The sequence below is a fragment of the Bradyrhizobium sp. UFLA03-84 genome (genome assembly GCF_002289535.1).
GTDB classification, from domain to species: domain Bacteria; phylum Pseudomonadota; class Alphaproteobacteria; order Rhizobiales; family Xanthobacteraceae; genus Bradyrhizobium; species Bradyrhizobium viridifuturi.
Map to the genome: position 1 here is coordinate 881,683 of NZ_NSJY01000014.1, position 16,032 is coordinate 897,714.

At 65.1% G+C, this 16,032-nt stretch carries 14 protein-coding genes; 5 read left to right on the plus strand and 9 right to left on the minus strand.

Annotation, left to right across the window (positions count from 1 at the left end):
- The first annotated feature begins 41 nt into the window (after window positions 1–41).
- Together CK489_RS25700 and gmk are read left to right on the plus strand one after the other, a co-directional pair.
- Entirely contained in the window at window positions 42–929 is an 888-nt protein-coding gene (locus CK489_RS25700) for a YicC/YloC family endoribonuclease (RefSeq protein WP_095734261.1), read from the plus strand.
- A 3-nt stretch (window positions 930–932) separates the two neighbouring features.
- Complete coding sequence (gene gmk, locus CK489_RS25705; RefSeq protein WP_198961051.1) at window positions 933–1,586, plus strand: guanylate kinase; 654 nt, start codon at window positions 933–935, stop codon at window positions 1,584–1,586.
- A 63-nt stretch (window positions 1,587–1,649) separates the two neighbouring features.
- Here gmk and CK489_RS25710 read toward each other — a convergent pair whose 3' ends face one another.
- The 9 genes from CK489_RS25710 to lptF form a co-directional block, all read right to left on the minus strand.
- Window positions 1,650–2,702: a hypothetical protein gene (locus CK489_RS25710; protein WP_095734263.1), complete on the minus strand. Its 1,053-nt coding sequence runs from the start codon at window positions 2,700–2,702 to the stop codon at window positions 1,650–1,652.
- 179 nt (window positions 2,703–2,881) lie between these two features.
- Window positions 2,882–4,093 (minus strand): ABC transporter substrate-binding protein, encoded by a 1,212-nt coding sequence (locus CK489_RS25715; protein ID WP_050627563.1) that lies wholly within the window; start codon window positions 4,091–4,093, stop codon window positions 2,882–2,884.
- A 48-nt stretch (window positions 4,094–4,141) separates the two neighbouring features.
- Entirely contained in the window at window positions 4,142–5,200 is a 1,059-nt protein-coding gene (locus CK489_RS25720) for an alcohol dehydrogenase (RefSeq protein WP_095734264.1), read from the minus strand.
- Window positions 5,201–5,219: 19 nt separating this feature from the next.
- Window positions 5,220–6,074, minus strand: a complete 855-nt coding sequence (gene rsmA / locus CK489_RS25725) for a 16S rRNA (adenine(1518)-N(6)/adenine(1519)-N(6))-dimethyltransferase RsmA (protein WP_095734265.1) — start codon at window positions 6,072–6,074, stop codon at window positions 5,220–5,222.
- On the minus strand, window positions 6,075–7,076 hold the full coding sequence (gene pdxA, locus CK489_RS25730; RefSeq protein WP_095734266.1) for a 4-hydroxythreonine-4-phosphate dehydrogenase PdxA: 1,002 nt from the start codon (window positions 7,074–7,076) through the stop codon (window positions 6,075–6,077). It lies immediately after the preceding gene.
- A 17-nt stretch (window positions 7,077–7,093) separates the two neighbouring features.
- On the minus strand, window positions 7,094–8,050 hold the full coding sequence (locus CK489_RS25735) for a SurA N-terminal domain-containing protein (protein WP_050627565.1): 957 nt from the start codon (window positions 8,048–8,050) through the stop codon (window positions 7,094–7,096).
- A gap of 75 nt (window positions 8,051–8,125) precedes the next feature.
- Window positions 8,126–10,543, minus strand: a complete 2,418-nt coding sequence (locus CK489_RS25740) for an LPS-assembly protein LptD (protein ID WP_050627566.1) — start codon at window positions 10,541–10,543, stop codon at window positions 8,126–8,128.
- A gap of 77 nt (window positions 10,544–10,620) precedes the next feature.
- Entirely contained in the window at window positions 10,621–11,718 is a 1,098-nt protein-coding gene (gene lptG / locus CK489_RS25745) for an LPS export ABC transporter permease LptG (protein WP_095734267.1), read from the minus strand.
- Window positions 11,715–12,881: an LPS export ABC transporter permease LptF gene (lptF, locus tag CK489_RS25750; RefSeq protein ID WP_050627567.1), complete on the minus strand. Its 1,167-nt coding sequence runs from the start codon at window positions 12,879–12,881 to the stop codon at window positions 11,715–11,717. Before lptF ends, lptG begins: the two co-directional genes overlap by 4 nt.
- Before the next feature lie 370 nt (window positions 12,882–13,251).
- Here lptF and CK489_RS25755 point away from each other — a divergent pair, with 370 nt between their 5' ends.
- From CK489_RS25755 to CK489_RS25765, 3 genes are all read left to right on the plus strand, one after another.
- Window positions 13,252–14,754, plus strand: coding sequence for a leucyl aminopeptidase (locus CK489_RS25755; RefSeq protein WP_095734268.1), 1,503 nt, complete (start codon window positions 13,252–13,254; stop codon window positions 14,752–14,754).
- A gap of 18 nt (window positions 14,755–14,772) precedes the next feature.
- Window positions 14,773–15,225: a DNA polymerase III subunit chi gene (locus CK489_RS25760; RefSeq protein ID WP_050627569.1), complete on the plus strand. Its 453-nt coding sequence runs from the start codon at window positions 14,773–14,775 to the stop codon at window positions 15,223–15,225.
- A 103-nt stretch (window positions 15,226–15,328) separates the two neighbouring features.
- Window positions 15,329–15,898 (plus strand): hypothetical protein, encoded by a 570-nt coding sequence (locus CK489_RS25765; protein ID WP_094193856.1) that lies wholly within the window; start codon window positions 15,329–15,331, stop codon window positions 15,896–15,898.
- The last annotated feature ends 134 nt before the right edge of the window (window positions 15,899–16,032 follow it).

The following is a 16,032-nucleotide window of genomic DNA, read 5'->3' on the forward strand; positions in this document are numbered from 1 at the left end:
CCGGGTTGGTCCCATATCCTTCTGTTGGAGAGTTTTACGCGATGGCGCTGTCGAGCATGACTGGCTTTGCCCGGAGCCATGGCGCGAGCGGTCCCTATACGTTCGAGTGGGAGCTGAAATCGGTCAACGCCAAGGGCTTTGACCTGCGGTTGCGGCTGCCACCGGGCTGGGACGAGCTGGAAGCCCTGGCCAAGAAGCGCGCCGGCGAGCTGCTGTCGCGCGGCACGGTCTACGCCAATCTCACCGTCAAGCGCACCGATGCGGCGCAGACCATCCGGATCAACGAGGACGTGCTCGCCGCCGTGGTGAAGGTCGCGGGTGAGCTCGCGCAACGGATCGACGCGGTGGCGCCGAGCATCGACGGGCTGCTCGGCATCAAGGGCGTCATCGAGGTGGTCGAGCCCGAGAGCAACGAGGACGAGGACAAGGCGGCGCGCGAGGCCGCGGCGAAGGCGTTCGAGCAGGCGCTCACGAGCCTTGTCGAGATGCGCCGCCGCGAGGGCGATGCGCTGGGCCGGATCCTGATGCAGCGCATGGACGAGATCGAGCGGCTCGCCAAGCGCGCCGAGACCGCGCCCGGCCGCAAGCCCGAAGCGATCAAGGCCCGGCTCGCCGAACAGATCGCCGCGCTGCTCGAGACCTCCGACCGCTTCGATGCCGACCGGCTGAGCCAGGAGGCGATCCTGATCGCCACCAAGGCCGATATCCGCGAGGAGCTCGATCGCATCGCCTCGCACGTCGGCCAGGCCCGCGAGATGATCGGCAAGGGCGGCCCGGTCGGGCGGCGGCTCGACTTCCTCGCCCAGGAGTTCAATCGCGAGGTCAACACCTGCTGCTCGAAGTCGAACGACGTCGAGCTGACCAACACCGGGCTTGAGATGAAGAACGTGGTCGAGCAGTTCCGCGAACAGGTCCAGAATCTGGAGTGAATGATGACGGCGCAGGGTTTTGACGGCGTTGAGCGGCGCGGACTGATGTTCGTCCTGTCGTCGCCCTCTGGCGCCGGCAAGACGACGCTGTCGCGCATGCTGCTTGAGCGCGAGCCGGGCCTGAAAATGTCGGTGTCGGCGACCACGCGCCCGAAGCGGCCGGGCGAGGTCGAAGCCCGTGACTATTTCTTCGTCGACAAGAAGAAGTTCGAGAACATGGTCGAGCAGGGTGAGCTGCTCGAATGGGCGACCGTGTTCGACAATCTCTACGGCACGCCGCGCGCGCCGGTCGAGGCGGCGCTATCGGTCGGGCAGGACGTCCTGTTCGACATCGATTGGCAGGGCACGCAGCAGCTTCACCAGAAGGCCAGCGTCGACGTGGTGCGGGTCTTCATCCTGCCGCCGTCGGCCGTCGATCTCGAGAGGCGCTTGCACACCCGTGCGCAGGATTCGGAAGAGGTGATCCGCGGGCGGATGAACCGCGCCAGTCACGAGCTGAGCCACTGGGCCGAATACGACTACATCGTCGTCAACCAGAACGTCGACGACGCCTTTTCCGAGGTGCAATCGATCCTGAAAGCCGAGCGTCTCAAGCGGGAGCGTCGCACCGGCCTCACCGAATTCGTGCGTGGCCTGCAGCGTCAGCTCGAGAAGTAGCTGACCTCGATCGTGATGCGATCGCATGGATCGCATCACGAGTCATTGCTTCCAGCGCGCGGTCTAGTTCGCCGCGCTGCGCGCCAGTCGCTGCAGCATCGCCGCGATCTGCTTATTGTCTTGTTCGGTCTGCGCCGGATCACGTGCCGTCTCGCGGCGCGGCGCCGACGTCTCGGCGCGGCGCGGAACCGGTGTCTCGGCGCGGCGCGGCGCTGCCTCCGACAGCCGCAGCGGACGGTCGCGACTGACGACGGCCATCGGCGGCGCCGGCTCGGTGTGCAGCGAATCCCAGGGGGCCCGCCACTCGTCGCTGATCTGGTAGGGCTTCGTCCGCGTGCGGGTCAGGCGGAACACCAGCGCGCTGACTAGGCCGGCGAGCGCCAGCGCGCCGACCATCACGACCAGCAGCATTTGCGTCGAGGACGCTGACTTCTCGACGGACGCCTCGGCCGTAGCGGGAGCGGCAGGTGCTGGCGCGGCCGCCTGTTGCGGCGTCGCGTCGGCCTGCGCGACCACGGTCGGCTGATCTGCCGCATGCCGGGTGCCATTGGTTCCGGCCATGCTCGATGCATCCAGCCATCGGGTGTTCACGTCCGACGGCGGGGCGCCGGCACCGGCGGGCGTCGCTGTCGCGACCGGATCGGCCGGCGCCGCCGTGGTGCCGGCTTGACCGGCATCGGGGCTCGCGGCTGGCGCGGCAGGGGCCTGCGGCGAGGGCCACTCGGCGTGGGCATTGGCGACGGATTTACGCATCGCAGGTGGCGGTACCACGGTCGCCGGCTGGCTCTGTGGCGGCGCCGCGTCGGCCGTCGCGGTGTCCGGCGCGGCTGCCGCAGGCTGTTGCTGCGCGGTGGCGGCGGGCTTGGCGACAACCTTGTTCCTGGCGTCACCGAGATACCAGCACTTCTTCTGGGTGCTGCGGTCGAGGTGATAGAACCAGTGGCTTCCCGCCGGCGCGGTACCCTTCGGCGCGGCCTGACAGGTGTCCGCCGTCTTGGCACTCGCCGTATTGGTGCTCGCGGTATTGGCGGCGGTCTGCGCCATGGCGCCGAAGCTGGCGCCCCCCAAGATGCTGGCGGCAAGCGCCGCAGCGAATTTCGCTGAACGATTTGACATACACGTCCCCGGTATTTCTTTTTTTAGCAAACGCTGGTGCAGCCAATCTCGGTAAAGAGTTGGGTCGCAATGCGCCGCAAATCCGGAGCGGGTAGGGCTTAATTGGGGCTCGCGGCGTGTCGCAATTGCGGCGAGCCGGAGGCCGAGGAACCGGTCTGTTGGATGCGCCCGGCGAACGTCTAGTTGCTCTCGAGCACGTCGCTGAACAGCACGTAGCGCTGGCCGTTGAAGCGGACCAGACGCATCTGCTTGATCGGCCGCAGGTCGGTCGGCGAGGTCCGCAGGCGGATACCAGGCAGCAGCAGCGGCAGCTCCATGTCGAGGTGAGAGGCCTGCTTCATGACGTTCTCGCGCGTCAGGTCGTTGCCGCACTGCTTGAGGATCTGCACCACCGCGTAGCCGATGTTGTAGCCGTAGGGCGCGTAGTAGTCGCTCTTGTCGACATGCGGGTTGTACTTGTCCATCCACGCGTTCCAGGCCTGCATGGCCGGATCGTCCTTCCACTGCGGATCAGCAGGGTCTTTCTGATAGGCCGCGGAGATCACGCCCTTGGCTGCCTCGAAGCCGGCGGGACGGATCGCGCCCGCGATCGAAGAGCCGATGCTGGAGAGGAATTCCTGCGGGTGCCAGTCGATATCGTAGGCCTTGCGGATCGCCTGCGCCGCGAATTTCGGCACTGCGGCGATGAACAGCACGTTGGCGCCCGCGGCCCTCAGCGACACGATCTGCGAATCCACGGTGGGATCGCTGGTGTTGTAGGCCTGCTGCGACACGATCATCGACGCGGCCTTGTCGCCGAGCCCGCGCTTGAAGCCGAGTATGTAGTCGCGACCAAGATCGTCGTTCTGCGCGAGGATGCCGATCCTGGCGTCCGGCAGTGTCGACAGGATGTACCTGGCGTAGATCTCGCCTTCGGATGCGTAATGCGGCGTCCAGCTCATCGTCCACGGATAATGCTCGGGATCATTGAAGATCGTAGCGCCGGATCCGACGAACAGATGCGGCACTTGCTTCTGGTTGATGTATTTGACCACCGCCATGTTGGGCGCGGTGCCGACCGGGTTGACGAGGAACAGCACCTCGTCGCTCTCGATCAGGCGGCGGATCTGCTCGACCGTCTTCGGCGGGCTGTAGGCATCGTCGAGGCTGATGAAGTTGATCTTGCGGCCGTTGACGCCGCCCTGATCGTTGATCATCGCGAAATAGGCGGTGATGGAGATCGCGCCGGCGGAATAGGCCGACGCCGGACCGCTATAGGGCGTCGTGGTGCCGATCTTGATCTCGCTGTCGGTGACGCCGGGCCCGTAACGTTTCTGCGCAAGGGCCGGCGTCACGGCAAGGGCGAGCGCGAGCGTCGCCCATGCCCGGATCGTCGAACGTTTCTTCCTCATTCGCGTCCTCCCCCATCTTTGTCGGGCGAGGCCGGAGGGACGTCCTGGCTAATTCTTCAGAACGATGCGTCCCACGACCTTGCCGGCGCGCAACTCGTCGATCCATTTCTGGACGTCGGCCATCGGCTCTTCCTTCATCGGCGTCGGCTTGATCTTGCCGGCGCGGGCGAGCGCCATCAACTCCTGGCCTTCGGCCAGCGTGCCGACCATGAAGCCTTCGATGGTCATGCGCTTGTAGACCCACTGCACCATCGGCAGCGTGAACTGGCCGCCCATCAGTCCGGACACTACGATCTTGCCGCCGCGTGCGACGGTCGAGACCGCGAATGCCATCGACTTCTCGTTGCCGGCAAAGTCGACGACGCCGTCGAAGCCGCCGTCACTCTCCTTCAGCATGCGCTTGACGACATCCGGCTCCGCCGGGTCATAGGCGGCTGCGGCGCCGTTCTTCAGCGCGGTCTCGCGGGCCGCGGGGCTGAGATCGGCAACCGTGATCGGCTGCTTGAACATCGCCTGCGCGAACGACAGGCCCATCATGCCGACGCCGCCGAGGCCGATCAGCAGCAGATTGCGCTGGCGCGGACGATCCACCAGGCGCTTCAGCGCGCCATAGGCGGTCACGCCGGAGCACATCAGCGTGGCGGCCTGATTGACCGGAAGCGGATCGTAGTCGAGCAGGTACTTTGCGTCGGGCACCAGCACGTGGGTCGCGAAGCCGCCGTCGATCGAGACGCCGAGGAAGCGTTGCTTGGCGCAGAGATTCTCGTCGCCGGCGAGACAGTCGCGGCACTGGCCGCAGCCGATCCAGGGGAAGACCGCCTTCTTCGTCCCGACCAGATCCTTCGGCGCGTCCGGACCGACCTCGTCGACCACGCCTGCGATCTCATGGCCGAGCGTGAAGGGCAGCGTCATGCCGCGGGTGGTGTCGAGCTTCTTGCCGCCGCCGAGATCGGCGTAGCCGTCCTGGATGTGGAGGTCGGAATGGCACAGGCCGCAGCGCTCGATGCGCACCAGCACTTCGCGTCCCTGGGGCTTCGGCGTGTCCACGATGGTTTCGCACAGCGGTGCATCGAATTTGACGAGGGATTGGCGAACCATACGCGCCATTACGTTTTCTCCTGATGTTCTATTTTGTGGACCGTATATCGGCCAATTCACGCGCCATGGCAACAAAGCCCGCGACCGGAATGGTCTCGGCGCGGCGTGTCGCGTCGATACCGGCTGCGGCAGCAAGCCGCGCCGGATCGACCGACAGCGATTTCAGGCTCTGGCGCAACATCTTGCGGCGCTGGCCGAAGGCGGCGGCTGCGACCTGCTCGAGCATGCGGCGGTCGCACGGCTCGGGCGCGGCGCGCGGGATCAGGCGGACCACCGAGGACGTGACCTTCGGTTGCGGCACGAAGGCCGCGGGCGAGATGTCGAACAGGATCTTGGTCTCGGCGCGCCAGTTGGCGAGCACCGCGAGCCGGCCATAGGCCTCCTCGTCTTCTTGGGCGACGATGCGCTCGGCGACCTCGCGCTGGAACATCAGCACCATGGTGTCGTACCAGGGCGGCCACGGCTCGATCGACAGCCAGTCGACCAAAAGCTGGGTTGCGATGTTGTAGGGCAGGTTGGCGACGATCTTGGCCTTGCCGCCATCGAGCAAGGGACGCGGATCGAAATGCTGCGCATCGCCATGCACGATCTCGATGCGGCCGGGATAGCGCTTGACGATGTAGTCGAGCGCAGCAAGGGCCCGTTCGTCGCGCTCGATCGCGATCACGCGCCTGGCGCCCATCGCAAGCAGCGCGCGGGTCAGTCCACCGGGGCCGGGCCCGACCTCGATCACGGTGCAGTCTTCCAGCGGACCCGCGGCGCGGGCGATCCGTGCGGTGAGATTGAGATCGAGCAGGAAGTTTTGCCCGAGCGATTTGCGCGCCGACAGCGAATGCTCGCGAATGATGTCGCGCAGCGGCGGCAGATCGTCGATCGTGCTCACTCAGCTTGAAGCCGCGGCCATCCGCGCGGCGAGCCGCAGCGCGGCGATCAGGCTCGAGGGATTGGCCTTGCCGGTGCCGGCGATGTCGAAGGCAGTGCCGTGATCGGGCGACGTCCGGACGAAGGGCAGGCCGAGCGTGACGTTGACGGCGTCCTCGAACGCGACGGTCTTGATCGGGATCAGCGCCTGGTCGTGATACATGCAGAGCGCGCAGTCATAGGTCTTTCGCGCCGCGGCGTGGAACATGGTGTCGGCCGGCAGCGGACCCCGGACGGCAATGCCGTCGCGGCGCAGGATCTCGACCGCGGGCGCGACGATCTCGACATCTTCCATGCCGAGCGTGCCGTCTTCGCCGGCATGCGGGTTGAGGCCGGCGACGGCAAGCCGCGGCGAGGCGAGGCCGAACCGCGCCTTCATGTCAGCGACCACGATCCGCGCGGTCGAGACGATCAGGTCGGTCGACAATTGCGCCAGCGCCTCTCGCACCGAAACGTGGATCGTCACCGGGACGACGGCGAGCGCCGGCGACCACAGCATCATCACCGGCTGCGGTGCGGCTCCGCCGCGCGCGGCAAGCTCGGCGAGGAATTCGGTGTGGCCGGGATGACGGAAGCCGGCGCGGTACAGCACGTTCTTGGCGATCGGGTTGGTGACGACGGCGCTGGCCTTGCCGGCGGCGACATCGGCGACGGCCTGACGGATCGATGCCAGCGCGGCGTCGGCGCTGGTCGCGTCCGGCTGGCCCGGTCGCGCCGTCGCCGCCTTGCCGGTCGCAACCACGGGGAGGGCCCGTTCAAACGTCGCGGAGGCCTCCTCGGCGTTGACCTCGGCAAGCTCCACCGCAAGTCCGAGCGTCTTGGCGCGTTCGGCCAGCGAGGCGCGGTCACCAAGCAGGTAGAACGGCGGCAGATCGAGTTCGCGGCGGCGCAGCCATGCGGCGAGCGTGATGTCGGGGCCGATGCCTGCGGGCTCGCCGGATGTCAGTGCGAGAGGTTGAGCCATGCGTCAACGATAGTCGATCACCGCCCGCCTGGATATTCGATCATCGCGGCTTTTCGGACTTCCTGCAGGTAGGCCTTCGACTTCGCCTCGTACTTCTGCACGTACATCTTGTCCCGCATTTCACGCTTCTTGGGCGTGTCCACGGTGGTCGCCTTCCGGCCGCAGAGGGCGACCATCTCGATGCCCTGCTTGGTGAGCTCGGGCGGGGTGAGGTGGCCGACCGGGGTCTTGTCCAGGATGTCGCGCAGCGCCTGCGGCAGGTCCGCCGATGTTTTCACGACGATCTCGCGGATCGCGGCGTTGCGCATCGACTTGAAGAACGTGTTGGCTTCCTCGCAACTGGTCACACGCTCGCGCAGGGAATCCGCTTCCTTGCGACGGGCCTCGAACTCGGATTGCGGCGAGCCGCGGGGCACAATCAGAACGACCGGCTGCATCCTGTACTCGAATGCTTCGGCGTCGGGGGCGTCGCCGGTCTCCTTGACCGCGGTGGCGACGTCCTTTTCGCCAACCTGCAGGCTTTCCTTGAAACGGCCACGGACAAGGCTGGTCCAGACCATGTCGGCCCTGATGCGCTGCTTGAGCGTATCGGGGCGGATGCCTTTGCTCTCGAGGACCTTGGTCAGCTGATCGTTGTTCAGCCGCATCCGCTGCGCCATGCCGCCATAGGACTGTTCGATGTCGTTGGCAGTGGGGTCGACGCCGAACTTCTTGGCTTCCTTGATCTTCAGCTTCTCGTCGATCAGCTCGTCGAGGATGACCTTTCGATCGGGCGCCTTGCCGCCGGTCAGGGCGTTCAGCTTGGCGCGCTGCTCGATGTCGTAATTGGTAATGGGTTCGCCATTGACCATCACGGCGATGGTCTGGGCGTGCAGGCGCGCACCGCCCCCGAGCAGAAGGAAAAGAGCCAGCAGGGAACTCAACACGAACGAATGGAGGCGCGTTGGCGAGCTAGCGGTCGTTGGTATGGTCATGTCAGCCGTTTAAACCAATTCAAGCCGGGGCCACAGGCCCGCGGCAATACAAGCCCCCCTGATAGGCCCTCACTGCTACTGCATGCCAGCCGAACTGCTGGTCGTGGAGGTCTGGGCGATCGTCCGCAGCCCGATCTGGAACATGATCGCGTGGCTGAGGACGGGCGGCTGCGAACCGGCCTGGTAGGTATAGGACGTGACATAGTTGGCAGCCAACACGAAGCAGTCGTCCACATAGCCCGCGCCCAAGGCATACTGGTTGATCTTGTTCGCTTCAAGGTCCCAGCGCGCCGCACCCTGGACCACCCAGTTCGACGCCACCTTGATCGAGCCGCTGGTAAGGATGCCCTCGCGGCGCGTCAGGTAGCCGAGTTCCGGCTGCGCTGCGTAGTCGCCATACGTCACGGCCACCGACCAGCGGTCGAAATTCGCGGCTGCTGTGGCCTCGAACCGGTTGATGTTCCAGGTCGCCTCATCCATCCGCGTGCGGACGCTGAACGTATAGGTGCGGTTGGGCGAATAGGCGAGGCTCGCGACATAGTCCGAGCGCGGGTTCTGCAGACCGGAATCGACGCCGGTGTTGGTGACGTCGGCGACCGCGAACGAGTTCAGCCCGAACATCTGGTAGGACTGTCCGAACATCGCCTTGATGCTGCCGCCGCGATCGAACTGCGTGGTGGCCTGCACGCCGACATTGGCGCGGCTACCGCCTTCGACGCGGTCGTAGCCGGAGAACTTGTCGACCGAGAACAGGTTCGATGTGTCGAACACCAGGCTCTGCGCGTCCTCGTTCGGAAGCTTGCCGGCATTGGGTTCGTTCGGCCGGATGATGACCTGCGCAATCGGCTCGACGGTGGTCGTGCCCCACGGCTGCACATTGATGAACGGGTAGCGGTATTCGAGGCCGACGGTCGGCATCAGGCGAACCGTCTGGGTGTCGCCGACCGGCAGGTAGTTGGAAACGCCCGGCTGGTTCGAGACGTCGGCGTTGATCGCATCGGCACGGATGCTGGCGAACGGCGTCCAGATCTGGCCCAACGGGTCGGTGTAGGACTTCCGCCACTGCGCCTCGGCCGTCAGTCGGGTGTAGGTGCCCGGCATGCCGCGCAGCAGGCACTGCGACGGTGTGCGCGCCATCGGATCGGCCGATGTCGTCAGGCACAGGCTGTTGGTGTTGGCAGTCGTCGTGATCGGATCGAACACCGCGGTTTCGCGGGTCAGGTTGACGAAGTTCATCTTGTAGCTGAACTCGCCGCCCAGGATATTGCTGTTGATCACGTTGTTGTAGTCGATGACGGGCGCGACCACTGGGACCTGGTTCTGGTTACCCGAGTAGCTGAGATAATAGATCGCGCGCGCATCGAAGAAGCTGCGGTTGCCGACCCCGGTCAGATAGAGCTGCGAGATTGCTTCCGTCGGCAGCGACAGGAACGAACCGAACGGGTCCTTGTACTGGGCGAGCCGGTAGTCGGACATGAAGAAGTAGTCGGACAACAGGACGCCGTCCCAGCCCCAGACCCATTTGTCGTTCAGCGCGAACTGGCCCTTGGTGTCGACGCCCCAGCGGAATTGGCGGTCGCCCGGCTGGCCGGCAAATTGTTTCTGGTCGAGCTGGTCGATGCCATAGAGCCGGATCTGATAGGAGCCGTCCGCAAAGCGTTGGCGGAATTCGGTCTGCATCAGCACGCCCTGCTTGGACGTGATGCGCGGATTGAAGGTCGCGTCCATGTCAGGCGCGATCGCCCAATAATAGGGGATTTCGACGCCGTAGCCGAACGCCGTGTAGCTGGTGAAGCCCGGCATCAGGAAGCCGCTCTTGCGCTTCACGGTCGGATCGGGCGTCGAGAAGTAGGGCAGATACGCCATCGGAACGCCGAAGAACTCGAGCTGGGCGTTCTCGAAATAGAGCATCTTCTCGGTCTGGTCATGGATGATGCGCGCGCCCTTGACCTGCCAGAGCGGCGGCTTCTTCGGATCATCCTTACAGGGTGCGCAGGCGGTATAAACGCCGTTGTCGAACACCGTGTAATTGCCGCTCGACCGATCGGCGCGGGTCGCCGCCATGCGGGTCTGGTCCTCGGTGTCGACGCGCAGCGAATCGACGAAGCCGTCGCGGTAGTCGTCGCTGAGATCTAGGATGTTGGCGTAGGTGATCTTGCCTTCCGCATCGGTCATGCGGATGTTGCCTTCGGCATGAAGACGCTTGGTCTTCTGGTCGTAGATGACCTTGTCGGCCTCGACGCTGGTGCCGTTGTAGAACATCTGGACGTTGCCGACGGCCGAGATGCGCGAGTTGTTGTAGTCGTAATCGACCTCGGTCGCCTGAACGAGCATCTGCCCGTCATTCTTGGCCGGCGGGCGGGGCGGCTTCGGCGGACGCGGATTGTAGGTGAACGCCTGCGCGGCGGCCGGCGTCGACGCGACGACGTCGAGCGCGCTGACCACGACGAACGCGGCGAGGAGAGCGGAAATCGAAACGCCAAACGCGGCCATGCGGCTCCGTTGACGGCGCAGGGCACTGCGCCGCCCGAATGCAGGCGACATCAACTGGCGGGCGGCGACACTAGCCACTACCCGTCCTCCTGGTACAGCAAGGCTAAGAAACCGGTGAGGCTACCCACGACGACGGGCAACCACGCCGCAGCGATGGGATGCATCAACTCAGCCTTGCTCAAATCTTCAGTTACTTTCGACAGCACGTAGAGCAGAAAGCCTGCGCCCACGCCACTCAAAACCATCTTCTGCACGCCGCCCATCCGAAAGAAGCGGAGGCTCACAGAAGCCGCCAACATCACCATCGCAGCCAGCAAAAACGGCTGTGCGATGAGCTTGTGATACTGCAAGCGATAGCCAGCCGTCGCGAACCCTGAGCTCTCCGACGAGCGGATGTAGTTCGGCAGTTGCCAAAAGGACACAGTTTCGGGGGTGGAGAAACTGTTGCGCACCTGTGCCGGGGTGAGAGTCGTGGTCAGATAGAAGGTGTCCTGATCCACCGGAGCCTTGTCGAGGGTGTATCGGCGTACTCCCGTGAACACCCAGCGGCCTTCTTCGAGCGTCGCTTCGCGCGCCTCGATTCGCTCCTTGAACTGCAACGCCGTATCGAATCGGAACACCGTCAGGCCGGTCAGCCGCACGCCCTGCTGCTCGCTGCGGGCCGCATTGATGATCGCCTGGCCCTCGTCATTGATCTGGTTGAGCCAGAAGCCCGACGCGTCCTGAATGCCGCCGCCCGGCGCCGAGCCGAACAGTTCTGCTTCCATCCGTTTCGAGAGCTCGCGCAGATTGGCCGACATCGGATTGTAGGCGGTGGTCGCAAAGATGCCGAGCACGATCGCGCTGGCCAGCGCCGGCGAGATGAATTGCCAGGCCGAGACGCCGGCGGCGCGGGCCACGACGAGCTCCAGCCGCCGCGACAACGCGAGATAGCAGGTCATCGCGCCGATCAGCACGCAGAACGGCATCAGCTTTTCGAGCAGTTGCGGCACGCGGAACAGCGAGGTCTCGGCGACGGTGATGGCGGAGGCGCCGACCAGGCCGGACGTCTTGCGCACCATCTCGATGTAATCGACCAGCACGAGCAGCACGAAGATGCCCGCGAACACGCCGACCGCCGCGATCACGAATCGGCCGGCGAAATAGCGCCCGAGCGTATTTGTGACCATGCTCATGCGGTTGCCGGCCTCCGGAACAGCCGCGCAATGCGCTCGTTGTTCCTGTTGATGGCTTCCAGCAGCCGCGGCGGCGGCTCGACGACGACGCCGCCGATGATCATCCAGAGGCCGATGCCGATGCCGGCGAACAGCATCAGATATTGCACCAGTGCCGCGATCGGCGTCTTCACCGCCATCACCGAGCAGGCGAATCCGACCATGCGCAGGCCGAACACCGCAAATACCGAGCCGCCGATCGAGAAATTGCGGCTTTGCCTCGTGGTGCGCGGCGCGCCGAGGAAGGCAAAGGTGAGGGCCGCGAACGCAAACGGATAGATCGGCGCCATGAAGCGATCATGCAGCTCCGCGAAGAACTGGCCTGACAGCTGCTGATAGGTCTGATCGTGCTCGTCCGGCCACATCAGCTCCCACAGGTACCGCTCGCGAATTCCGAGCGTGACGTCGCGCCCTTGCGAGAATTTCGACATGTCGAACGCGTAGCGCTGAAACACCACCAGCGTCGGATCGCGCTTGCCGACCTCGAATCGCTCGAGATTGCCGTCCTCCAGCACCAGATAGGAGCCGCTTTCGTTCTTCAGCACGGTGCCGTGGTCGGCGACGATGGTGACGCGCTGCTGCGGATCGCGGCGATCGTCGACGAAGACGCCGCCGAGCACGCCGCCGGGCAGGCGCTCGCGGATTCGAATCGTCAGGTTCTGGTCGAGCTGGGCGAAGCGGCCGGGCTGCAGGATGTTGGTCAGGACGTCGGCGGTGATCTCGGCATCCCACTGCTTGATCCGGCGCATGCCGTCGGGGGCTAGATAGGCGCCGATGAAGGCGACCAGCGCCGCGACCACGCAGGTGGCATAGAAGAACGGGTAGAACAGCCGGAACGGCGAGAAGCCGGCCGCGTTCATCACGATGATCTCGGAATCGGTCGCGAGCTTGTTCAGCGTGTGCGAGATCGCGATCATCAGCGCGATCGGGGCGATGATCAGCACGAGGGCAGGGATCACGAGCCCGGTGATGCCGAGGAAGGTGAGGATGGTCTGACCCTGGCTGGTCATCAGGTCGATGCCGCGCAACGCCTGGGTAATCCAGATCACCCCGGTGAGGCTGACCAGGACAAGCGCAAACGACGCCAGCGTCGTTTTGAAGATGTACTTGTCGACCGACCCCATCGCTACCGCACGACCCCTACGTCCCCCTTCGCACAACCAAACGCACGGCTTTCGACCAATCCCGTCAACCCGGGTTCCCCTATGGTCGAGCCGCGGATCCGTCCGGCTCACTCACTGTTCACAGTCTCACTACCATCCCTTTGATCCGTCAACAAAATGGCCGTGCCAAGGCGCGCTTAATTTATGGTTAATTAATCGCTTTTGTGGCCTTCCGGCCACTCCGGCGCTTGGCAGCGGCGCAGCCGGCAGGTCATAGTGTGTCACAAGCCCGGTCCGGGGACGTCCGGACCGCCATCGCAATGCTCACCCCCGCGTGCCGGAAGGACCGCCTCAGGTCCGAGCAACACCCTGAGTTCTGGAGGATTTTCCTATGTCCGACGCCGTCAAGGTCGGCTTTGTCCCATTCTCCGCGTCCGCTCGCGGCATCCTGGTCGCCTTTTGCGACGAGCAATTGAAGCTGGGGTCTGCCACAAAGAAGGTGCTGGGAGCCGCCGCGGAGACGGTCAAGCGGGCTGCCGCCGCCAACCAGTTCAAGGGCAAGAGTGGGGCAGCCCTGGACATCCTGGCGCCGGAGGGAATCAAGGTCGATCGGCTGATCGTGATCGGCACCGGAAAGGCGGCCGACCTCAAGGAGAAGGATCTTCTCAAATTCGGCGGCGTGGCGGCCGGCAAGCTCAATGCCGGCAGCGCCGCGATGACCGTCCTCGCGGAACTGCCCGATGCTGCAATGACCGGCGCCCAGGCTGCCACGATTGCCACCGGCATCCGCCTGCGCGCCTACAAGTTCGATCGTTACAAGACCAAGAAGAAGGACGGCGATGACGGCACCGTGCGGGCCGAGGTCTCGATCGCGGTCGACGACGTCGCGTCTGCAAAGAAGGCGTTCGCGCCGGAATCGTCGATCGTCGACGGCGTCAATCTCGCGCGTGAGCTCGTCAACGAGCCGCCGAACGTGCTGTACCCCGAGGAGTTCGCGCGCCGCGCCAGCCAGCTCCGCAAGCTCGGCGTCACCGTCGAGGTCCTTGACGTCAAGGCGATGACCAAGCTCGGCATGGGCGCGCTGCTCGGCGTCGGGCAGGGCTCGGTACGGCCCAGCCGCACCGTGATCATGCGCTGGAACGGCGGAAAGAAGAGCGAGGCGCCGGTCGCGTTCGTTGGCAAGGGCGTCTGCTTCGACACCGGCGGTATCTCGATCAAGTCGGCCGGCGGCATGGAGGATATGAAGGGCGACATGGGCGGCGCGGCCTGCGTGGTCGGGCTGATGCACGCGCTTGCCGCGCGCAAGGCCCGCGTCAACGCGGTCGGCGCCATCGGTGTTGTCGAGAACATGCCCGACGGCAATGCGCAGCGTCCCGGCGACATCGTCACCTCGATGTCCGGCCAGACCATTGAGATCATCAACACCGACGCCGAGGGGCGTCTCGTGCTCGCCGACGTGCTCTGGTACGTCGCCAAGAAGTGCAAGCCGAAGTTCATGGTCGATCTCGCGACGCTGACCGGCGCGATCATGGTCGCGCTCGGCACTGATCACGCCGGCCTGTTCTCCAACAATGACGAGCTCGCCGAGCGCCTCGCGAAGGTCGGCCTGGAGACCGGGGAGAAGGTGTGGCGTATGCCGCTCGGTCCCGAATACGACAAGCAGATCGACTCGCAATTCGCCGACATGAAGAACACCGGCGGCCGCAACGGCGGCTCGATCACCGCAGCGCAATTCCTGCAGCGCTTCGTCGACGGCACGCCCTGGGCCCATCTCGACATCGCCGGCACCGCGATGGGCGCGCCGAAGACCGAGATCAATCAGAGCTGGGGTTCGGGTTACGGCGTCCGGCTGCTCGATCGGCTGGTTTCCGAGTATTACGAAGCCAGGAAGTAAGAGAGTGTCGGCCCGCGCATGACCGAGGTTCTGTTCTACCATCTGCAGAACATGACGCTGGAGAGCGTGTTGCCGCCGCTGCTCGAGAAATCGCTCGAGCGCGGCTGGCGGGTGGTCGTGCAATCGACGTCACAGGAGCGCGCCGAGGCGCTCGACGCGCATCTGTGGACCTACAGCGACGATTCGTTCCTGCCGCACGCCAGCGCGCGCGTTGCCGATGCGCAGGACCAGCCCATCCTCCTGTCGATCGAGGAAGATAATCCGAACCGGGCCAACGTCCGTTTCCTGGTCGACAACGCGGCGCTGCCGGCCGACTGCGACAGCTACGAGCGGGTGGTCCTCGTGTTCAACGGCGACGATCCCGACGCCGTGGCCGCGGCGAGGGCGAGCTGGACCGCCTGCAAGTCACGGGGCTTCGAGGTCACCTATTGGCAGACCGACGAGCGGGGACGTTGGCAGCGGCGCCAATAGCGATATCGACTAATTAATGATAATTCGACGTTTCCCGGGGCGGGTCACGGTCATGCCGCAAAGTGATGTTCGGACAACCCCTTAGGTAGAGGGGTTAGGAGCCTTGTCGATCGTGCGAGACGGAACATTCAGTCGGAAGTCGTTGCTGGCCTTGCTGGTGCTTGCACCTGGCCTTGCCGGTTGCTCGAGCGCGTCCGATATTTTCTCGCGCGACGCCGACTGGTTCTCGCGGCCCGGACGGGTGTTCATCCGCAACATCTCGATCGAATCGCCGCCGCTCACGCCGGACAAGCCGGTCACCAATGACGACCTCGTCAGCGCCGACGGCAGCTGTCCAGGCATGGCGCCCCCACCGGGCGCTGCCGATGCGAATGCACAGGCCGGCGGTGCACCGCCGCCGCAGCCGACCGGCGGCAGTGTCGCGCTTGGTCACACCGAATGCGACGTCGTGCGCGGCATCGGCGCCCCCGATAGCGTGAACCTGTCGAACGGACCTGGCGGCGAACGCGTCGCGGTCGTGACCTGGTCGCGTGGCGCACGCGCCGGCATCTATACGTTCTCCGGCGGGCGCCTTACGTCCGTCGAACGCGGCCCCGATGCTGCGCCGGAGCCGAAGGTCGCGAAGCCGGCGAAGAAGAAGCCGAAGAAGCCGGCGCCAACCTCGAACGGTTGAGCTGTTTTTGCCGCAGCGGCAGGTCGATGCTTGCATGCGCGGGCGTGACACCGGAAGGATGAGAGCCCACGCTTTTCACCACACGTCGTCCCAGCCTAGTGCGCAATTGCGCACGGGAGCAGGGACCCATACCC

Excerpts from the sequence above, each read along its gene's own strand:
- CK489_RS25760 (WP_050627569.1), top strand. The coding sequence starts at position 14,773 with ATGACCGAGGTTCTGTTCTACCATCTGCAGAACATGACGCTGGAGAGC.
- CK489_RS25700 (WP_095734261.1), top strand. The coding sequence starts at position 42 with ATGGCGCTGTCGAGCATGACTGGCTTTGCCCGGAGCCATGGCGCGAGC.
- lptG (WP_095734267.1), bottom strand. The coding sequence starts at position 11,718 with ATGAGCATGGTCACAAATACGCTCGGGCGCTATTTCGCCGGCCGATTC.
- CK489_RS25720 (WP_095734264.1), bottom strand. The coding sequence starts at position 5,200 with ATGGCGCGTATGGTTCGCCAATCCCTCGTCAAATTCGATGCACCGCTG.
- CK489_RS25735 (WP_050627565.1), bottom strand. The coding sequence starts at position 8,050 with ATGACCATACCAACGACCGCTAGCTCGCCAACGCGCCTCCATTCGTTC.
- CK489_RS25715 (WP_050627563.1), bottom strand. The coding sequence starts at position 4,093 with ATGAGGAAGAAACGTTCGACGATCCGGGCATGGGCGACGCTCGCGCTC.
- pdxA (WP_095734266.1), bottom strand. The coding sequence starts at position 7,076 with ATGGCTCAACCTCTCGCACTGACATCCGGCGAGCCCGCAGGCATCGGC.
- CK489_RS25755 (WP_095734268.1), top strand. The coding sequence starts at position 13,252 with ATGTCCGACGCCGTCAAGGTCGGCTTTGTCCCATTCTCCGCGTCCGCT.
- CK489_RS25740 (WP_050627566.1), bottom strand. The coding sequence starts at position 10,543 with ATGGCCGCGTTTGGCGTTTCGATTTCCGCTCTCCTCGCCGCGTTCGTC.
- gmk (WP_198961051.1), top strand. The coding sequence starts at position 933 with ATGACGGCGCAGGGTTTTGACGGCGTTGAGCGGCGCGGACTGATGTTC.
- CK489_RS25710 (WP_095734263.1), bottom strand. The coding sequence starts at position 2,702 with ATGTCAAATCGTTCAGCGAAATTCGCTGCGGCGCTTGCCGCCAGCATC.
- lptF (WP_050627567.1), bottom strand. The coding sequence starts at position 12,881 with ATGGGGTCGGTCGACAAGTACATCTTCAAAACGACGCTGGCGTCGTTT.